Source organism: Agarivorans sp. Z349TD_8 (assembly GCF_050870825.2).
Classification (GTDB): domain Bacteria; phylum Pseudomonadota; class Gammaproteobacteria; order Enterobacterales; family Celerinatantimonadaceae; genus Agarivorans.
Map to the genome: position 1 here is coordinate 2,099,458 of NZ_CP194037.2, position 18,723 is coordinate 2,118,180.

Annotated in this window: 14 protein-coding genes, 1 other RNA gene and 1 pseudogene; 11 read left to right on the top strand and 5 right to left on the bottom strand. The window is 41.7% G+C overall.

All coding sequences use genetic code 11. The features are described from left to right. Nucleotides 1-72: 72 nt before the first annotated feature. The 3 genes from sucC to ACRRS1_RS09565 all read left to right on the top strand — a co-directional run bounded on the left by sucC (nt 73) and on the right by ACRRS1_RS09565 (nt 4,602). On the top strand, nt 73-1,239 hold the full coding sequence (sucC, locus tag ACRRS1_RS09555) for an ADP-forming succinate--CoA ligase subunit beta (RefSeq protein WP_432453400.1): 1,167 nt from the start codon (nt 73-75) through the stop codon (nt 1,237-1,239). Then, the gene (gene sucD / locus ACRRS1_RS09560; RefSeq protein ID WP_432459220.1) at nt 1,239-2,111 is read left to right on the top strand and encodes a succinate--CoA ligase subunit alpha; all 873 of its coding nucleotides are present in this window, start codon (nt 1,239-1,241) and stop codon (nt 2,109-2,111) included. Before sucC ends, sucD begins: the two co-directional genes overlap by 1 nt. Before the next feature lie 403 nt (nt 2,112-2,514). Continuing rightward, nucleotides 2,515-4,602, top strand: coding sequence for a hypothetical protein (locus ACRRS1_RS09565; protein ID WP_432453398.1), 2,088 nt, complete (start codon nt 2,515-2,517; stop codon nt 4,600-4,602). A 54-nt stretch (nt 4,603-4,656) separates the two neighbouring features. Here ACRRS1_RS09565 and ACRRS1_RS09570 read toward each other — a convergent pair whose 3' ends face one another. Further along, the gene (locus tag ACRRS1_RS09570) at nt 4,657-4,797 is read right to left on the bottom strand and encodes a hypothetical protein (protein ID WP_432453397.1); all 141 of its coding nucleotides are present in this window, start codon (nt 4,795-4,797) and stop codon (nt 4,657-4,659) included. Between the two features lie 456 nt (nt 4,798-5,253). Here ACRRS1_RS09570 and pfkA point away from each other — a divergent pair, with 456 nt between their 5' ends. Next, on the top strand, nt 5,254-6,216 hold the full coding sequence (gene pfkA, locus ACRRS1_RS09575; RefSeq protein ID WP_432456189.1) for a 6-phosphofructokinase: 963 nt from the start codon (nt 5,254-5,256) through the stop codon (nt 6,214-6,216). A 52-nt stretch (nt 6,217-6,268) separates the two neighbouring features. Here the strand turns inward: pfkA and ACRRS1_RS09580 are convergent, their stop codons facing one another. Further along, nucleotides 6,269-6,997 (bottom strand): DUF547 domain-containing protein, encoded by a 729-nt coding sequence (locus ACRRS1_RS09580; protein WP_432463060.1) that lies wholly within the window; start codon nt 6,995-6,997, stop codon nt 6,269-6,271. Nucleotides 6,998-7,119: 122 nt separating this feature from the next. Between ACRRS1_RS09580 and ffs the strand changes: the two genes are divergently transcribed. Beyond that, an RNA gene (gene ffs, locus ACRRS1_RS09585) (signal recognition particle sRNA small type) lies at nt 7,120-7,216 on the top strand. Nucleotides 7,217-7,393: 177 nt separating this feature from the next. On the opposite strand, the gene ACRRS1_RS09590 is transcribed toward ffs, so the two are convergent. Together ACRRS1_RS09590 and parS are read right to left on the bottom strand one after the other, a co-directional pair. After that, a complete protein-coding gene (locus tag ACRRS1_RS09590) occupies nt 7,394-7,855 on the bottom strand; it encodes an RES family NAD+ phosphorylase (RefSeq protein ID WP_432459222.1) in 462 nt (153 codons plus the stop codon). Further along, a complete protein-coding gene (gene parS / locus ACRRS1_RS09595) occupies nt 7,855-8,277 on the bottom strand; it encodes a type II RES/Xre toxin-antitoxin system antitoxin (RefSeq protein WP_432459223.1) in 423 nt (140 codons plus the stop codon). Before parS ends, ACRRS1_RS09590 begins: the two co-directional genes overlap by 1 nt. Before the next feature lie 806 nt (nt 8,278-9,083). On the opposite strand from parS, the gene ACRRS1_RS09600 reads away from it, so the two are divergent. Both ACRRS1_RS09600 and ACRRS1_RS09605 read left to right on the top strand, forming a co-directional pair. Next, nucleotides 9,084-12,341 carry a hypothetical protein gene (locus tag ACRRS1_RS09600; protein ID WP_432467916.1) on the top strand — a complete coding sequence of 1,086 codons (3,258 nt, stop codon included), beginning with the start codon at nt 9,084-9,086 and terminating at the stop codon, nt 12,339-12,341. Between the two features lie 115 nt (nt 12,342-12,456). After that, the gene (locus ACRRS1_RS09605) at nt 12,457-12,789 is read left to right on the top strand and encodes a mobilome CxxCx(11)CxxC protein (RefSeq protein ID WP_432467915.1); all 333 of its coding nucleotides are present in this window, start codon (nt 12,457-12,459) and stop codon (nt 12,787-12,789) included. A 34-nt stretch (nt 12,790-12,823) separates the two neighbouring features. Here ACRRS1_RS09605 and ACRRS1_RS09610 read toward each other — a convergent pair. After that, nucleotides 12,824-12,964, bottom strand: a pseudogene (locus tag ACRRS1_RS09610) (integrase core domain-containing protein); the annotation flags it as partial. A 1,035-nt stretch (nt 12,965-13,999) separates the two neighbouring features. Between ACRRS1_RS09610 and ACRRS1_RS09615 the strand changes: the two are divergent. Genes ACRRS1_RS09615 through ACRRS1_RS09630 form a run of 4 tightly spaced genes read left to right on the top strand, consistent with a single transcriptional unit; the run spans nt 14,000 to nt 18,653 of the window. Further along, entirely contained in the window at nt 14,000-14,488 is a 489-nt protein-coding gene (locus ACRRS1_RS09615) for a MarR family winged helix-turn-helix transcriptional regulator (RefSeq protein ID WP_432453395.1), read from the top strand. Beyond that, complete coding sequence (locus ACRRS1_RS09620; protein ID WP_432463061.1) at nt 14,485-15,930, top strand: efflux transporter outer membrane subunit; 1,446 nt, start codon at nt 14,485-14,487, stop codon at nt 15,928-15,930. Before ACRRS1_RS09615 ends, ACRRS1_RS09620 begins: the two co-directional genes overlap by 4 nt. Nucleotides 15,931-15,950: 20 nt before the next feature. After that, the gene (locus ACRRS1_RS09625) at nt 15,951-17,144 is read left to right on the top strand and encodes an efflux RND transporter periplasmic adaptor subunit (RefSeq protein WP_432459233.1); all 1,194 of its coding nucleotides are present in this window, start codon (nt 15,951-15,953) and stop codon (nt 17,142-17,144) included. 12 nt (nt 17,145-17,156) lie between these two features. Then, the gene (locus tag ACRRS1_RS09630; RefSeq protein WP_432459234.1) at nt 17,157-18,653 is read left to right on the top strand and encodes a DHA2 family efflux MFS transporter permease subunit; all 1,497 of its coding nucleotides are present in this window, start codon (nt 17,157-17,159) and stop codon (nt 18,651-18,653) included. Nucleotides 18,654-18,723 lie beyond the last annotated feature (70 nt).

An 18,723-nucleotide genomic window follows, 5' to 3' on the forward strand; every position in this document is an offset into this window, starting at 1 on the left:
GATCTTCAGGCCCTATTTCGGAAAGGTGTATTACACCTCTAATGTATCCCCTAACACTATGGATAGAACATCATGAATTTGCATGAATATCAGGCCAAGCAATTATTTGCCGATTATGGCTTGCCAGTGCCAGAAGGTTACGCCTGCGATACCCCACAAGAAGCAGCTGAAGCTGCAGGTAAAATCCCTGGTTCAACTTGGGTTGTAAAATGTCAGGTTCACGCGGGTGGACGTGGTAAAGCAGGGGGCGTAAAAGTCACTTCTGATAAAGAAGAGATCAAAGCTTTCGCGCAGCAGTGGTTAGGCAAAAACTTAGTCACTTATCAAACGGATGCGAATGGTCAACCAGTCTCTAAAATTTTGGTTGAAGAAGCTTCCGATATCGCCAATGAGCTATATTTAGGTGCTGTTGTCGATCGCGCTTCTCGTCGAGTGGTTTTTATGGCTTCAACAGAAGGTGGTATGGAGATTGAAAAAGTCGCCGAAGAAACGCCTGAGTTGATCCATCAAATGGCAATAGACCCATTGGTCGGGCCTCAGCCATATCAAGCCCGCGAGCTTGCATTTAAATTAGGTTTAGTTGGGAATCAAATTCGCCAATTTACTAAAATCTTTATTGGTTTGGCTGACATGTTTACCGATCACGATTTAGCCTTACTAGAAATTAACCCGTTAGTGGTCACTGGTAGTGGCGACTTAATTTGTCTCGATGGAAAAATTAATATCGATTCAAACGCGATGTACCGTCAGCCTAAACTGCGTGAAATGCACGATGCTTCGCAAGAAGACGAGCGTGAGGCGCATGCTGCTCAATGGGAGCTTAATTATGTCGCTCTTGATGGTAGCATTGGTTGTATGGTGAATGGTGCTGGTCTTGCGATGGGAACCATGGATATCGTGCAATTGCATGGCGGCTCACCCGCTAACTTCTTAGATGTTGGCGGCGGTGCGACCAAAGAGCGGGTTACTGAGGCGTTCAAGATTATTTTGTCTGATGACAAAGTGAAAGCGGTACTGGTAAACATCTTCGGTGGCATTGTTCGTTGTGATTTAATTGCCGATGGTATTATTGGTGCGGTTGAAGAAGTTGGCGTGAATGTTCCGGTGGTCGTTCGCCTTGAGGGCAACAACGCTGAATTAGGAACCCAACGTTTGGCTGAGTCTGGCCTTAACATTATTGCAGCGACCAGCTTAACGGATGCTGCAGAGCAAGTCGTTAAAGCTGCGGAGGCCAAATAATGAGCATTTTAATCGACAAAAATACCAAAGTAATCTGTCAAGGTTTCACTGGTGGACAAGGTACTTTCCACTCAGAGCAAGCGATAGAGTACGGAACCCAAATGGTTGGCGGAGTATCACCAGGTAAAGGCGGTCAAACGCATTTAGGCCTACCGGTATTTAATACTGTAAGTGAAGCCGTACAAGCAACAGGCGCCGATGCAACTGTTATCTATGTACCAGCCCCATTTTGTAAAGACGCTATCTTAGAAGCGATTGCTGCTGGCATTAAAATCATCATTACGATTACCGAAGGTATTCCAACCTTGGATATGCTTGAAGTAAAAGTGAAGTTAGATGAAGCTGGGGCGCGTATGATTGGCCCTAACTGTCCGGGTGTAATTACGCCTGATGAATGTAAAATAGGTATTATGCCTGGCCATATTCATAAAGCGGGTAAAGTGGGGATTGTATCGCGCTCTGGTACGCTCACTTACGAAGCGGTTAAGCAAACTACCGATGAGGGCTTTGGCCAGTCAACTTGTGTTGGTATTGGCGGAGACCCCATCCCAGGTTCAAACTTTATCGACATTCTAGAAATGTTTCAGAATGATGCTAAAACGGAAGCCATCGTGATGATCGGTGAAATTGGTGGTAGCGCGGAAGAAGAAGCTGCCGCATACATTAAAGCGAATGTCACCAAGCCCGTTGTTTCTTATATTGCGGGTGTTACTGCGCCTCCTGGTAAACGTATGGGCCACGCCGGTGCGATTATTGCCGGTGGTAAAGGAACGGCAGCGGATAAATTTGCTGCTCTTGAAGATGCAGGTGTAAAAACAGTGCGAAGTTTAGCTGATATTGGCAAAGCCTTACGTGAAGTCACCGGCTGGTAATTTCTATTAATCTTATAAAGCGCCTAAGGGCGCTTTTTTTATGTCTCGAATCGTATGACTGACCAGTCATACCAATCTAATTCATTATATGATCAACTTATTGCGCAGAATAAATCTGCCGATAACGAGGCATTAAGTGCAGTAACTAGTGGCTCTAATGACTCGATACATCACGCAGTTAGTGGTTATTTAGGTCAGCAAGAATGAAGCGATAATAAGTTAGATGGGTATCACGAAGAGGTTTATGCGAGTCATTCAGTTTCAAATGTCACATCACTTATTCTTAATATCACAATAAGTGATGTTAGCGAGCTGAATCACTTGATTTTATCAAGCGGATCAACAACGATGGGGTACACGGATGCAAATATAATAATCAATAGACTAACGACAAGGAGGCATCATGAAGGATTCTCTGCCTATAGAACATTTGTATTACACGGAAAGTAGCTTAGAAAAGATTTTGAGCAACTTGGATAAGGTGAGACAAAATATCTTTCCCAATTTATCCGAAGAAAAAGACATATTGGAGCAAAGCTTCCCCTCGGTTTGCTTGATTGGCCTCGGCCGATGTGGCTCAAATATCGCGTTGGATGTAGCCACTTTAGTATACAACTCTCGAACGCATTATCTTAAAGAAATTGAGTATCAAGACCAGTTGGCGCAGGAGCGAGAGTTTAAGCCGATGCGCTGGATTAAAAATCATTTACCGATTGATTCTGGTAATGAAGACAATCCTGTTTTCTTAATTGAACCAGTAGTATTAGTCGGAGATTTAGACAAGGATATCGCGGGCCGAATCAAGTATTCCTCACAGTCAGGTCGTCAACAGTTTTTAGACGAATATAAAAAGCTGCAGTTAATGGATTTGTCGGAGGTGCACGCGGGTGGTGCCGGTAATGCACCGATCCTAGGGCAATATCTTGCGAAAATCATTTTAAACAAAGACACCGGAAGCTTTAGAAACGAAGATTGGCGGCATATTCATTCTTATTTGGTTGATTCTTGTGGGATAAAAGCTAATCAGTCACGCTTGTATTTTTATATTTTTAGTGCGGGAGGTGGCACAGGCTCAGGCATGGCTTCTGAGTTTGGTTTAGCCCAACAATTTTCCTACCTTAGTAAAACGTTTGATTATCAAGTCAATCCATCAAATCAACCAGACAAGCGCGACTCATTTGTATTTGAGCCTATTTTTACTTCCGGTATCTGTATTTTGCCAAACATCTCAGGTAATAGTATTGAGGTATCCGAAGCCTTACATATTAATGCTGGACGTCTGCTTTGTAAGTATCTATCGGAAGAGTGGGATTTTTCTTATAACGTTGAACGAGAGAGCATTGATACGCCAGACGATGTCATGCGGCGGATCCGTCCATGGAACTCAATGATGTTGATTTCTAACGATATTATGCGCTATGTCGAACAGGACGAGAGTGACATTGCTAAAGATATTGATGTCAATACGATGGAGAAACACGCCAACCAATATATCTCTCAGCAGATCTTTAATATTCTAACTGCGCAAGCTGTTACAACCGATTATGATGAAAATTACTTTAGGCGAGCGGGGATTGATATTTCAGAAACCGTTCGTTTAGACGCCAATGATCTATTTATGAGTATGGCGGGTCCCGTGGCCGTTGCCTATGCTGAGAGTGTGGTGAACAAAGCAGTACATGATGATATAGATATTGATGAATTATTCTTTCGGTCTATTGATCTTCCTCATTTCAATCAAGATACGCAAGCCATCGAAGGCATTAGTATTTTGCCGATTGAGTCGCAACGTTATAAGCAGTCATTAAAGAAATATCAAGATAGCCACTACGATGCAGAACAGTTAAATCAATTACACTTCTTCAAGCATTGTTCGTCGGTGATTTCCATTATTTCTCTACCGAAAGACTATAAATTGTCATTCATGGACCTAAATAAATTAAAAGTACATATCAATAAGTTGTTTCCAAATACTACTTTAAAGCGTTATGCCTTGGTGATTGGGGCTTCAGCGAATTTGTCCTTAACGACACTGGTTGCGAAAAGCCCATGTTTGAGTGATGACTTTTTAACCTTGGTTGTCGCTTATATTAAGCGCTGCTTTGCGAAAGATGAGTTCCGTTATAATGACGACATTGATCAAGCTATATTGCGCTTTATTATGGAAGATGAGTTTAAGCCCGAAGAGTTACATGCATTTTTGTGGGAGTTTGAAAATCCGGCTAAAATTCTTGATACGAATTGGTATGCGATTAAGCCTATGTATGAAAAAAAATATCGAGAGCTGATTGGAGACTCAAATAAGTTTGTGTCAATTAACGATATTCGTCTTGGCTTTAAAAATGTGGAGAATGCGGTGAAATATCTACGCGAGATATATCGTCATCGAATTAGTAAGACAAATATTCTTTCCTTGGATACTCAAGCCGATGGCGTGATTCATTTATCACCAACGTTACATGCAATAGATCCGGTCATTAAAGCTAAGTAAATACAAATACCAGAGGGGGCTGCAAAGCCTCCTTTTTGGTATCTGTGCGCTTGCTTATGCAGAGGTTGTGGTGGCTGCTGTTTGGGACTCGGGCGTAGTATCTTGCTGTTGTTGTTTTAGTAAATTGTAATTCATCACGGCTTTGCGGTTAGTTGCGATGTTTCGTTCAATAATATAGTGAAGTTCAGACTTCATGTGATCTCCTTTTAAAGCATAAAAACTGAAAAATCATTTGTATGACATTCAGTATGTGGGCGCCATGCTACATAAATGTGAATCAAAAATGAACTATTTACTTCGTTTTGTGGTTTAAATTGATGTTTAACTAAATAAATGCGCTGTATGCCTGAATCAATTGGCGATTGCTAATGAGGCTCAGATTAACTTTGGACAAGTATGAGAATTTGTTCCAAAATGTCGGCGTTATCTGATTAGGGTCATAAAAGGTTAACCTTGTGCATGGCACAATGCCGACACAAAAAAGAGTCTCTAATGGCGATGTATATCGCAATAACTCTATTATTTTAAAGATTTTTTGTTCTGATAGATCTGTTTATCACGGTATATCTTTGGTTTAGAAATGATCCTATCGGACATATTTGTTGAATTATTTTTGTAAATTTGGTCAATTCAGCTTTTAGTGAGGGAATGATGGTTAAAAAAATTGGTGTTTTAACTAGTGGTGGTGATGCCCCTGGTATGAATGCAGCCGTACGAGCAGTGGTACGTAGTGCCTTGTCTCAAGGCATTGAAGTTTATGGTATTTATGATGGTTATATGGGCCTGCATGAAGACAATATTAAAAAATTGGATCGCTTCAGTGTTTCCGATGTTATTAACCGTGGTGGTACTTTTCTAGGCTCCGCTCGTTTTCCTGAGTTTAAAGAACTCGCGGTTCGGGAAGTTGCCGTTAAAAACTTAGAAAAACACGGTATTGAAGCTTTAGTTGTCATCGGTGGTGATGGTTCATACATGGGCGCCAAAAAGTTAACTGAAATGGGTTTTCCATGTATTGGTTTGCCAGGTACCATCGATAATGATATTGCAGGGACTGACTATACGATTGGTTTTGATACGGCACTCAATGTTGTGATTGATGCGATTGACCGTATTCGGGATACTTCTTCTTCACATAATCGTATTTCGGTGATCGAGATCATGGGACGTTACTGTGGCGATCTTGCGATGCAGGCGAGTATTGCAGGTGGTGCAGAGTATGTGATTATTCCTGAAAAGGGCTTTAGTCGCGAAGAGTTGCTCAAAAGCTTAAAAGATGGCCAGAAAAAAGGTAAAAAACATGCGATTATTGCCATCACCGAACATATCACTAATGTGAATGAGTTGGCGGCAGGTATTGAAATGGCGACGGGTCGGGAAACTCGAGCGACGATTCTGGGCCATATTCAGCGTGGTGGTACACCAACCGGTCGTGACCGAGTGATGGCCAGTCGTATGGGGGCTTACGCGGTCGACTTGCTACTTGAAGGCGAGGGTGGTCGTTGCATTGGTATTCAAAATAATAAAATGGTCCATCACGATATTATTGATTGTATCGAAAATATGAAACGTCCATTTAATGAAGACTTATACGAACTATCTCGTCGTTTGTTTTAAGCTTTTATTCTAACAAAAACCTGCGGATGCAGGTTTTTTTATGTTTATTGCCTTACTCATAAGCATTGAGTGACCAATCATAATCCAGATAAACAATTGAGGCGGCTTGGAGCTCCCGCGGTTCAGCCTTTAATTCTTTCGAATAATGACTTAAGTAACGTTTTAAGTCAGCACCAAAATCTTCTTTGTACCACTTAAATATCGATGATAACTGTAGCTGGTTATTTGTTGCATGGTAAGTATTTTTGTCACTGTTTAAGAAAGCTCGAAACGCGCGCTCTAGTTGTTGTTGCAGATGCTCCGCACGATAGGCTGTGCTTTGTAAGGGCGGGCAGCTTTTTGCGGCACAAACGACTGCGCTATGGATCCATGGATTATTGTAAACAGGCCTAATCAATTCATGTTCTATATCATCAAGGCTGACCTTTTCCCCAAATAGATCAAAGCGCTTTTTCTTCCAGGGCGATTGAAACCACGATCCTAAGTCTCGAATAGAAGTAATGTTTGGGTAGGCACTTAAGACGAATTGCACTGTATAAGCGTTATAAGCATTAATTAGAAAGGCCAGTTGTTGATCTTGAGTCCAGGCATTAAATTGGACTTGGCTTACCTTCGCAACGGATACCAAGTAACGCTGCAATTTAGCTTGATCAAAATTGCTGTAATCAACTCGACTTTCATTATTAGCAACTGGCCAATGCACATATTCTTGTAGTAATTCATCCCATAGTTGTTGATCAAAGGGCTGGGCAACCGCCATAGGTTGACTAAATAGACTCATAAGGATTAAAACTTGAGCAAACAGACCGATTCTAGGGTGGAAAAGTACTTTTAGCGTTTGCAATAAGGGAAGGCTTAAGCGAGAATAGCCTCGCTTCTTCGGAAGCTCATCTATGGTGGCCCTGTTGGTCCTCCCGCATTGATACTCTGTGAACTCGGCCAGGCCCGGAAGGGAGCAACCGCAGCAGACGACTCGAGTGCCGGGATGTGGCTGATAGGGTTGCCACCCAATTCCATATATTTGTTGTTTGCAATTGAAGTTGACATAAATTGCAACATAACATGACATAGCCTATCCTTAAGTTGTAAATTTACAATATATGAGTGCTGGTTATGAAGTCTAGAGTTATTGGCCCTTCTACCCACAAAAGTATTTTTAAGTTTTTGCTAGATTATTTTATCGAATCATTTTCTGAAGTCTTGCATCGTAAAAGTAATCTCTTGTCTCAACGACTTTGATCTTACCTGAATCTTTGTGCCGAGGATTAATAATGTAGTTGTACTCCTCAGAAATTATGGCGCTTGGTACTTGCATCAGAAGAGATTCACCCCTTGAAAAGAAATCCTGCCCGATTGACCGGCCCTCTCCTGAATCTGGAATGCTGTCCCAACCTTCTGGGAGTTGCTTACTTGAATAGCGTTCTATGCTTACATCATCTGGGATCCATAGAGTCAACATAACCAAGCTTGGTAGGTCTTCTAATGCCTCGTGCACCATTCGTTCTAAAACACATAGAGCTCTTGCTGAAGCCGTATAGCAAGCAAGAACCCCTTTTTCATGCCAGCGACCAGAGCCATATAAGCCACCAGCACCAGATAAGTCAGGGAAATCTGCATGTGACAATCTGAACATTTCCATTATGCAGTAAACCCATATTTCATTTTGTTGATTTCTTCCATCGCCACATTAATGCCTGTAACAGTGTCACAGACAGACAATGGTGAATAATGACCGAAAGCCAATGAAGGGCGGTTAAGCCAGCGTAAAGTGGCATCTCTGTCCTTAAAGTATTCGTCGGCAAGCCGAACTAACTCAGCAAGCATCAACGCATGCTCGCTGGATGCGGGACTTAGCTTTCCACTTGTTTGTTGCTTACGCTGAATGCTTCGAAGGTTTGCTCCTATCAATTGAGCGTATTCGGTTTTATTTACGCCAAGCAAATCGGTGCCACTATCAAGAATAGATACAGGTAGACCCGTTCGAATAATCGTAAGTATCTCTGGCACTGAACCAATTTTAACTTTTGTACCGCTCAGCATTTGATAAGCACTTTCATACATAATCTAATCCTCATTTAGAATTTACACGACAAGTATAGGCGACAGATGTCGCCATATCAAGCGACATTGTACGGAGTGGTCTAAGCATCGCTCTCAAACAGCTGCTTAAACATACAATCGGACAATAGGCGGAACTTTCCATTCCCAAGTCGAATGATGTATGACCCGTTGATATCGCAGAGTTCCTAGTGAATCGGCGGGGTCTCAAATAAAAAAGGACTTCCACCGAAATGATAGATGAGTTCCTGATCAATGCCATGACCGGGAATGCCACAGAATGGTAAGGCCTGAGGACTCTCGACACTTTCCGGGTTCTAAGAAACGATTAACCGTAACTCAAAATTGCCCCAAAGCTTGTTACGCCTTCTTATGAAAAACACAATCTCCCATGGCTCTTTCCATAGCAAAACTAATGGTTTTAAATCTCGACTTTACTAGTTGTTAACGAGAAAATTTTGAATTAGTTGAGCTTCCAAGGTTTGCACACTTTTTAACTGTGTATTTGCACAGTATTTCTGGTTTTGTTTGCGTCATTTGTCAAAGCAATCAATGAAAGAAATGGATCGACGATTGATTGATGCCGAGTAAAAAACTATGGTAGACAATGGGTTAATATCAAATCACTAATTGATGAGCGAATGTGATGAAGGTCATGTTTTTTGTGATAGGCCGCGCGCTCATTGAATGGGATAGACCGCACGTGCGGCCTACTTAGCGTTATAGGGCTTATTGATGGTTTAAAGGCTCACTAAACGTTGAACCTTTAAGAGAATGGCTTTAAATATTCACAGTAAAAAGGGTGAAAAATGGAAGCAAAGATAGCAAGTATTTCACCAAAATCATTTCTAAAAGCTAGAAGACCAGAGCGTTTTTCCGATTCAATAACAAAGGATGTAGGTAAACTAGATCGTTCTGTTTTGGAATTTCAGTTGTCTACGCTTAATAGAAGAAATATGGAGTTGGCATTCGAAGATTTCGCTAAAAGACTCTGTGAAAAAGTCATTTGTCCAAATCTGCTAGAGCAAACAGGTCCGGTTGCGGGTGGTGATGGAAAGGTAGATACACAAACCTTTCCCGTATCAGAGCAATCTAAAGTTCTTTGGTATATTGGAGTTGATGAAAATTCCAACAACGAACGATGGGCTTTTGCAGTAAGCACACAAGAAGCTTGGAAAGCTAAGTGTAGGAAAGATGTTCGAAAAATAAAAGCCACTGACCGAGATTACAAAAAAGCATTTTGTGTAACAAATATGTATGCAAAAGCTAATCAGCGAAGTGAGTTGGAAGACTCGTTAAGGGAAGAAACTGGAATTGATGTAAGAATTTTAGATATCTCTTGGATACTAGATCAAATCTTTTCCAATGGCTACGAACAATTGGCGATTGATTGTTTGTCGATTGACATAGACTGGCGCCGAGAAATAGAAATCGGAGTTAATGACTACGCTAGAAATGTAAGGCTAAATGAGCTCGAAGAATTAATTAAAAATAAAATAGACACTGGTAAAGTGCTCCCTCACCAATTGGATTGGTTATTAGAGGTCGCGGTATTGTCAAAGGAACTTGAAAAGCCTTCAATTGAAACACAGGGTCTTTTTCTAAGAGCTATTAAAGCGGCTGAAAAATTTGGCACTAATTTCCATCGATTTAATGCTCATTATCAGTATGCTTGGGCTGCCTATTGGTGGTTTGAAGACATTGCTATATTTGGCGAGCAGCTATCGTTATGTTTGCAGATAGCGAAAGGAATTGAGCAATCGGCTCAATGGGGAGATACAGTATCGCTTCTTGGTCTCTATTCGAGCTACTATCGAGGTAGTGAAGGTGAAAGTGATTTGGATATCGAATCGCTTCTGTTAGAGGCAAACGGCGAACTCAATAAGCTTGCAAAAAAGGATGAACGCCCCAGTAATTCTCTGATGTCTCGGATCTATATTGAATTGCTAAATTTGCATTCCATCAAGAATATAGACCAAGCTTCAGCCATATTTTCATCAATGCACGAAATTATAAAAGAAGGTGAGAAGTTAGTAGGCTTCTCATTTAATGAAGTATCCGATTTGGTTACCGAGTTGGATAGTTTGTTTGGTGAATTAGAAAGTTATGAAAATTTACTTGACTATATCACAGAGTGCACTTCACGTCGTGAGGGCGAGGTTAGGGGAGCTGTTCTCTGGCTAAAAAGGGGTGCAAGGCGCCTAGAATCTAATGAACCATATCAATCAATAAAGTTAATTGGTAAATCTCTTGCGGCGCTATACAAAAAGGAGTCCAAGAAAGACCTTTATGCTGCATTAAATATTCTTTCAGCGGCTTACAGGAAAGTTGGTTTGCTTTGGGCATCGCGTGCGAATTTATTGCTCGCTGCATCAATAGCTACAGATGAATTTTGGCGTAGCGGTGACATTCTATCTGCTCAAGTATATGCATATGTACGGCTTGCTAAAGTTGAACTTCAGTTAGGCCGCGTAAATTACGCTCTCGCATGGTGGGAGCTGGCATATGCTGTCTCGTCTCAAGTTGAAGAAGAAACCATATCAGAAACGGAATACCTTTCTTTCGATGCATATTTGTCTCAATGCATACTCAATACCCCTATCGATGGGCCACGTTCTATTCAACGATTACCCGATCTTTTGGATAAGGCGCAATTATTCGTTAGCAGATCTATGTTGTTATATTCACTGGGTCATGAAGATCTTGTAAAAAAAGAGTATGAACTGAATATAGACAACGAGTATATAGATTATCTAAAAATGGTTAGAGATACAGATTTAGGTGCGCCTGTGCCAGAAATAATTAATTGTGAAGAAAGATATGGTCACTTGAAAAGTTATGTTATGGGTTGTGAAATTGGAGTTTCTTTTCCGTTTAGAAGTCCTTTGGTGGAACTAGCGGAAACACTACTTTCTGTTATAGAAGGTTTTTTATCAACAGGAATGGTTGATCAAGTATTTGTATACGAGCCTCGCCTTGAAATTGAAATTACAGCCGATGATGATGACGAAATTGAGATATCACATGAAGTAGATGATGCAAGTGGAACTCTGAAAATGAATGTTCTGTGTTCATCATTCACCTCTGATATGTTGAACGTTTCTGGGCAAAGAATTATTCAAGAATGGCTTCATGATTTTGTAATTGATGTATTCTCACGCATGGTTAGGCCCAAAGATACTGAGAGGACTATGGAATCTATGCTTGGTGAAGACAGGGCTCTAGAGCGTTCCGTATCATTTGGGTCATGCTTTGTTGGTTTACAAAACATAATGGGTAATGATGCAGTTAGTCGTATTAAGTCCCTACTGCGTGATCCTGAATACAAAAATTACGACATGCTCCGTACTTTGCCATGGGATTCTAGCTTTCCAAAGCCTAAACCGGCGATCAAACCATTGATCGATTTGAAGCCTGGTAAGGGAGAACCACCCGAAGGCTTGATTGATGGTGAAAGCTTGACTCATAAAGATACGAAGGTACAGGGTCTTATCAAAATAAGGTTGTGGGATAGAACTGTATGGCGTGGAACTGGATATGCTCTTTATCCCAATGGAGATATTGAATTAACTTTACTTTATGAAGATGGACAAGCTGCAGAAGCGATTTTCGCAGATTTGGAAAATGAAATTGGTAATGAAGACAGAGAAGATCGTTTAAGAATATCAATTATTAGAAATATTGACCGAAAAAAACCTGCACATTACAGAGTTTGTATTAGTGAAAACTTCAGTTTTGACTCTAACAAAACTGTACAGATGATTGCCAGAATAAACACAATGACCCCTTCGACACCTGAAAACCTTGATAGATTTCTATCTGCATTTGACGAGCGAAAAAGCTATATGTTGAGCTATTCAGTAGTTAAGAATGAACGGATTATAGAGAACTCATCAGCGAAGAAAAAATCAATCCGAAAGTTTGACATTAATGTTTTGGAAGCATGGAAGATAGGGCCAAATGATATAGAAGTGATGGCCATTCAATCAGATGATGACCCTTTAATTCCAGAAGGGGTAAGTAATGCTCCAATAATTGAGACTCTAAAAAGGAAGTTTGGTCTGTGAAGCCCTATAACAAGTCAAAGCACGCGGACTTACCAAAGCTGTCACCTTTTTTGTTCCAAAAAAGCCGCCATCTCCGCCAAGCCGGTGTTTGAGGCGTTAGCTTATAGGAGAAATCGTGTCAGATTTAGATCTAAAAAAGAGTATCAAAGATTATGAATTTTATTGCTTTGGTACGACTAGAATATTCGAGAAAAGAGCTAATCAATTAAAGCAGTTGAGGACTTGGATTACTTTTTTAGGGCTTGTAACACCTGTTATTGTAGGCGGTATCGTATTATCGTTTGGTGTTAATGAAAAGGTAATGCCATATCTTATACTTGTAGCAGGTATTGTCGGCACTTTTCAATTAGTATTGTCCGCATGGTCAATAGTAGCTAGATGGGATGAACGTTATGAGTACTCGGTAGAGTCTTTGAGGGCTAATACTGAACTGTATAATTCATGGTGATCCTCCCATTATTAACCGCATTTATTCGTAGAATTCATGCTGCCGTTTTTAGTGGTGGGAACCCTCCATTTGCAAGGTGTGGTCGTTGATGATTGTAGAACCATAACCATTGGGTCGCCCGATCTTGAACCTCTTCAAGTGTGTCAAACAAATACTTACTCACTAAGCCAAACCTCATAGTACGGTTCTTAGGAGGGCGGCACTTGGTAACAAGTGTCGCCTATCCGACAAAAACGTGCTTCAGCGGTTGAACTAGGCGATTCATAAATACCTAATTATTAGTGCGGTGCAAGCGTTAGGAGAATTACATTTACCCTTACCAAAATACCTTTTTGGCAGGGCGGTGGGTTCATACAATAAAGTAATCTCTGATAAGTTGTAAGTTAATTTCTTTCATTCGTTTTAATCTAAATTGATGAAAGCAGAATTATGTCATCTTTTACTGCAATTCTATGCCAATATCATATGCAAAATGTTGGCTAATCGCTTGATTCTTAGCTACCCCATATGTCAACTTCAATTGCAAGCCACATATTCTATTACATTCCATAAATTTCAATTGAATCAGTCGATTGCTTATATCACTTAGCTTAGTCTTTTTTGCGGCGTAGGCTATATCAATAGCGTTTTGGAGTTTGGGCTGGCCTAATGCCAATCGAACTCATTAATTGTTCATTCTTGTTAACCTAAATCAGCGCTAAATGTATGATGTATATTGTAATTAGAGTCACTAGTTACTGCACTTCATGGCTGGTTATCGGCAGATTTACTCGGCGCAATAAGTTGATCATATAATGAATCAGATTGGTATAAGCTTGCCTCACTAGCACTATTTGAACGTCTATTTATTTGAATAGCGGTCCAAACTTAGTTTTTCTTAGCTTCAATCCGATAGATACGCCTTCGCTAAATGCTTTCTACTTATCATTTAAATTAATGCCTTCATCGAGCTTAAAACTTAGTTTAACACCTGATAAATAACACATTCTATTTTGTGTGAAAGTGATGCTCGTGTTTTATCAGCCTCATTCAGATATAGCGCAGCTTCAGCAATCGTGAAGGTTTTTACAGGCATTTTCCCAATGAGTTATAGCCGGTTTTATCCTCAAATGAGATATATCGATTGACATCACATTTTTTGCAATTATCATTGCAGTAACAATAATTGCATAGGCAACTAGTGCAGTGGCAATCATTTTGTGAGTGAGTGATGACCGTAACCAAAGAACAAAAAGATTTTATGCTAGATAATATCGGCTTTTTGCTAGGTAAAAGCTGTTACATCAAAGATAGGCTTTTAGACCAACATCTTATCCCCGAGGACATTACGTCTACCCAGGCAAAGGTCTTGTTTCAGATTTATCATTTTCGCCTGAATAGGCCTTCAGAAATAGGAAAATCGCTCAATGTTGATAATAGTGCGATTACTCGAATGTTGGATAGACTTGAAAAAAAATCACTTATAGAACGAGTCCCAGACCCGACGGATCGTCGTTCGCAGATCATCCATTTAACCCCGACAGGGAGTTCGGTGGTCGAACGTTCGCTACCGCTTGCGAAAAGTGCTATCGATGAGTTAACTCAAGCGCTATCGAAGCAAGAAATCGAGCAATTTCGTCATTGTCTGATAAAGATTGTCACTTCTAAAATTCCTGAGAATTGCCAGAAAAAATATTTGAAAGGTACAGACCCTGAATGAGAAAATATACAAAGTTAACGCCAGTGATGGTGACGCTGCTGTTATATGGTTGTGCTGCGCCGAAAAATATCCAGCCCCACAATCAATTGGCCGAAAAATCGATAATTGAGCACAGTGAAGTTCTTAATGCACAGCATTTATCACCTGCACTATGGCCAGCCGAAAATTGGTGGCTACCACTTGATGACCCTCAATTAGAGCGTTTGATTAAAACAGCTTTAAAAAATAGCCCAGATATTCAGTTAGCAAATGCAGCTTTAGTCAATGCGTCGTCGATGGTGATGGCGGCAGACGCTCAATTTGATCCGGTGATTACCGCCGACGCCGGTGTATCAAGAGCGCGTTTATCCCGTTCCCAAGATTATAGTTTGCAGGGGAATCGCTATGGCACTGTTTATAACCTTGGTTTGAATGGCTATTACTCATTTGATTTGTGGGGGGGAGAGCGCGATAGCTGGGAAGCTGCGGTGAATAATCAGCGGGCGGCTGAAGTTGATCATCAGGCCGCGAAAATTACCCTGTCGACAGCGATTGTTCATCGCTATGTTCAACTCTCGAATGCCTACGCTTTGCAAGATTTGGCGCAGAAAGATTTAGATCGTACTGTGGGGATTGTTGATATTACATCACGCCTGTTTAAACACGGTTTAACTTCTGAAGATCGACTCTACACTGCACAAAGCGGTGCTGCGTCGGCTAAGCAAACCCTAAAGAAACGCACACTGGCGGTGAAGCAACTTAAAAATGTCTTAGCGACTTTAGTTGGCCAAGGTCCTGATATTGCTACGAGCATTCATCGTCCAAGCGTCCATATGGATACTCACTTAGCGTTACCGCGCGAGGTGCCTGCAAACTTACTTTCTCACCGTCCCGATATTGTGGCTGCGAAGTGGCGGGTAGAAGCCATGAGTAAAGAAATTGATTCTGCAAAAACGCGTTTTTATCCAAATGTGAATCTTAGTGCGACCGCTGGATTTAAAGCCATGCTTGGTGATGCAGTGTTTGAAGATGCGAGTCGTGCTTGGAGCGTGCAACCTGCGATTTCTCTGCCGCTATTCACCACTGGCTTAAAAGCAACATTAATCGAAAAAACAGCGGGTTACGATACTGCTGTCGCGCAGTACAACAAAACCTTGGTGAATGCGCTGGGTGAAGTCAGTGATAGCATTTTGTCCCTCCAGTCTATTCAGACTCAGCTCAAAGATGCTCACGAAAGTATGCACTTGGCAGACAAGAGTTACGTGATCACCGAAAAACGTTACGAAGCTGGGATGGGAAGCCAGCTTGAAGTTCTTATGGCGGAGCAGCAACTTATTTTGGCTGAATCGTCGTTTACATTGTTAAAAAATCAGCAGCAAGAACAGCAAGTGCTACTGGTGCGGGCTTTAGGCGGTGGCTTTCGCCAAGAGCAATCAGTTCCCTCTACTCGTGCTGATAACTAGTCGTTATTAAGGTTATAAGAATGCAAGATACACATATTGAAAATGTAGCGTCTCCCCAAAAAGGTAAGCGTAAAAAAAGTTTCACTATTTTTGCAGCAGTGCTGTTGCTTGCGGGTGTAGGCGTGAGTTATTACTACACAAATTATGTCGTAGACAATGAAGAAACCGAAGATGCTTATGTGAATGGTAACGTGGTTCAAATCACCCCAGAAATCAGCGGGACTGTGACTAAAATTGTGGCCGACGACGGTGATTATGTTGAAAAAGGCCAAGAATTGGTTCGTCTTGATGATGCCGATGCCGAAGTCGCTTTTGAAAGTTCGATGGCAAACCTAGCACAAACGGTTCGCCAAGTTCGTGGTTTGTTTAACAATGTTGCACAAGCAAAAGCCGTGGTTGATGAGAAGACCATCGCTTTAAATAAAGCTAAAAGTGATTTAAAACGTCGCGCAGATATGGTGAAAGCGGGTGGCCTTTCTCAAGAAGATTTAAGCCATGCCAAAGACATGGTGAATTCAGCCAAGAAAACACTGGCAGTTGCAGAGCAGCAGTTGAAATCCCACCAAGCGATGATCCATAACACCACTGTTGAAACCCATCCCTTGGTCAAAACTGCAATCACTAAAGTGAAACAAGCTTATTTGGCGAAGCAACGTACTCGTTTGGTTGCTCCGGTTTCAGGTTATGTCGCACAGCGCAATGTGCAAGTGGGTCAACGGATTAATCAAAGTTCAACCTTAATGGCTGTGGTTCCATTGGATGAAGTATGGATTGATGCCAACTTCAAAGAGACGCAACTCAATGATATGCGGATTGGTCAGCCAGTGACTCTCACCTCTGATTTGTATGGTGATGAGGTGGAGTTTCACGGGTCGGTTGAGAGTTTAGGGATTGGTACTGGTAGTGCCTTTTCTATCCTCCCGGCGCAAAACGCCACTGGTAACTGGATTAAAGTGGTACAGCGCTTACCGGTGCGAATTGCCTTAGATAAACGCGAAATTGAAAAATCGCCACTGCGGATCGGTTTATCGATGATGGTACACGTTGATACCAAAGACACCAGTGGTCAGTTATTGGCGCAAAAGAACTCAAAGGCGGTAGCGCGTTACCAAACCGATGTATACGCACAATCGTTGCAAGGCGTTGATGATTTGATCGTTCACATTATTTCTGAAAACGATATTTTGGGCGAGTTATACGTTGCCCAGAAATAGAAAGGTAGTGAAATGAGTGAACAACAGGGGTTTCGACCCGCCAATATGGGCCTGTGTGTATTTGCAATTGCGCTTGGTGTGTTCATGCAAGTACTCGACACTACGATCGCCAACGTATCACTACCGACAATTGCGGGGAATATGGGCGTGAGTCTCAATCAAGGGACTTGGGTCATTACCTCCTTCACCGTGAGTAATGCCATTGGTTTGCCGATTACCGCGTGGTTGAGTCGTAGAGTGGGGGAAGTACAGTTGTATGTTGGTGCGCTAATCGCCTTTAGTGTCACTTCCTTCCTCTGCGGTATTTCGCAAAGTATGGGCGAGCTGGTGTTATTCCGTACTTTGCAAGGTTTTGCCGCTGCACCGCTGTTTCCGATGAGTCAAGTCTTGCTGTTGTCTATCTTTCCCAAAGAAAAACGCAGTATGGCTTTGGCATTGCTGGGGATGGTGGCGGTAGTGGGTCCGATTGTTGGGCCTATCTTAGGTGGGTGGTTAACCTACGACTATAGTTGGCCATGGATCTTCTTAATCAATATTCCTATCGGTATATTTACCGTGATGGTTATTTTGACCCAGCTCAAAGACCGTCCACATAAGCCGGTTAAGTCAAGACTGGATATTATTGGTTTAGCAACCATGGCTTTAGGGGTTGGTGCCTTACAAATTGTACTGGATAAAGGAAATGAGCTGGATTGGTTTGCAAACCCATGGATCATTGGCGGCACCGTATTTGCGGTGATTATGCTGGTATTTATGGTGATTTGGGAGCTCACCGATGAGAATCCAATCATCAACCTGCGCCTTTTTGCCAATCGTAATTTTTGCATTGGTACTATTTTATTGACCTTGGGGTATTCTGGCTTTTTTAGTATTAACTTGATCCTGCCGCAGTGGTTACAAAGTCAAATGGGCTATACAGCTTTATGGGCTGGGTTTGCAGCGGCACCATTGGGCGTGATACCGCTATTTATGACTCCTATTCTGGGACGGTTTGGTAGTCATCTTGATATGCGGAAATTAGCCGCGACATCATTTCTGGTCATTGGGATCAGTTGTTACGCGCGTGCTAAATTCAATATCGAGATTGATTTTGCGAGCATCGCGGCGGTTCAACTGTTTATGGGGATCGGTATTTCGTTGTTCTTTATGCCGATGACAACTATTTTGTTGTCAGATCTTAGTGGGCCCGATGTCTCTGATGCCGCCTCATTGTCGACCTTTATACGCACCATTGGCGCTAGCTTTGCTTCGTCGTTGACCACTTGGATTTGGTCGAGAAATGCTAGCTTACACCATTCGGTTATGGCGGAGCATATCTCTCCGTATAATCCTTTGATTGCGCCTTCGCTACAGAGACATTCTGAAACTACCTTAGCCATTTTAAATGGTTCAATTACGACGCAATCATTCATGATGTCGACGATTGACTTGTTTACCATTTTGATGGTGTTATTTATCGCCTTAGTTCCGTTTATCTTCTTGACCAGGAAGGCGGTGAAACATGCTTAAATACTGTTGCTGAGTAAGCTTTCAATCGCTCTTTTAAGTGTAGAGCCAGTCAATTGAAATGACTGGCTTT

Bases quoted from the DNA above. Each gene is read 5' to 3' on its own strand.
- ACRRS1_RS09570 (WP_432453397.1), bottom strand. From the start codon at position 4,797: ATGAAGTCTGAACTTCACTATATTATTGAACGAAACATCGCAACTAAC.
- ACRRS1_RS09630 (WP_432459234.1), top strand. From the start codon at position 17,157: ATGAGTGAACAACAGGGGTTTCGACCCGCCAATATGGGCCTGTGTGTA.
- ACRRS1_RS09620 (WP_432463061.1), top strand. From the start codon at position 14,485: ATGAGAAAATATACAAAGTTAACGCCAGTGATGGTGACGCTGCTGTTA.
- ACRRS1_RS09615 (WP_432453395.1), top strand. From the start codon at position 14,000: ATGACCGTAACCAAAGAACAAAAAGATTTTATGCTAGATAATATCGGC.
- ACRRS1_RS09565 (WP_432453398.1), top strand. From the start codon at position 2,515: ATGAAGGATTCTCTGCCTATAGAACATTTGTATTACACGGAAAGTAGC.
- ACRRS1_RS09590 (WP_432459222.1), bottom strand. From the start codon at position 7,855: ATGGAAATGTTCAGATTGTCACATGCAGATTTCCCTGACTTATCTGGT.
- ACRRS1_RS09625 (WP_432459233.1), top strand. From the start codon at position 15,951: ATGCAAGATACACATATTGAAAATGTAGCGTCTCCCCAAAAAGGTAAG.
- ACRRS1_RS09600 (WP_432467916.1), top strand. From the start codon at position 9,084: ATGGAAGCAAAGATAGCAAGTATTTCACCAAAATCATTTCTAAAAGCT.
- sucC (WP_432453400.1), top strand. From the start codon at position 73: ATGAATTTGCATGAATATCAGGCCAAGCAATTATTTGCCGATTATGGC.
- ACRRS1_RS09580 (WP_432463060.1), bottom strand. From the start codon at position 6,997: ATGAGTCTATTTAGTCAACCTATGGCGGTTGCCCAGCCCTTTGATCAA.
- pfkA (WP_432456189.1), top strand. From the start codon at position 5,254: ATGGTTAAAAAAATTGGTGTTTTAACTAGTGGTGGTGATGCCCCTGGT.
- sucD (WP_432459220.1), top strand. From the start codon at position 1,239: ATGAGCATTTTAATCGACAAAAATACCAAAGTAATCTGTCAAGGTTTC.
- parS (WP_432459223.1), bottom strand. From the start codon at position 8,277: ATGTATGAAAGTGCTTATCAAATGCTGAGCGGTACAAAAGTTAAAATT.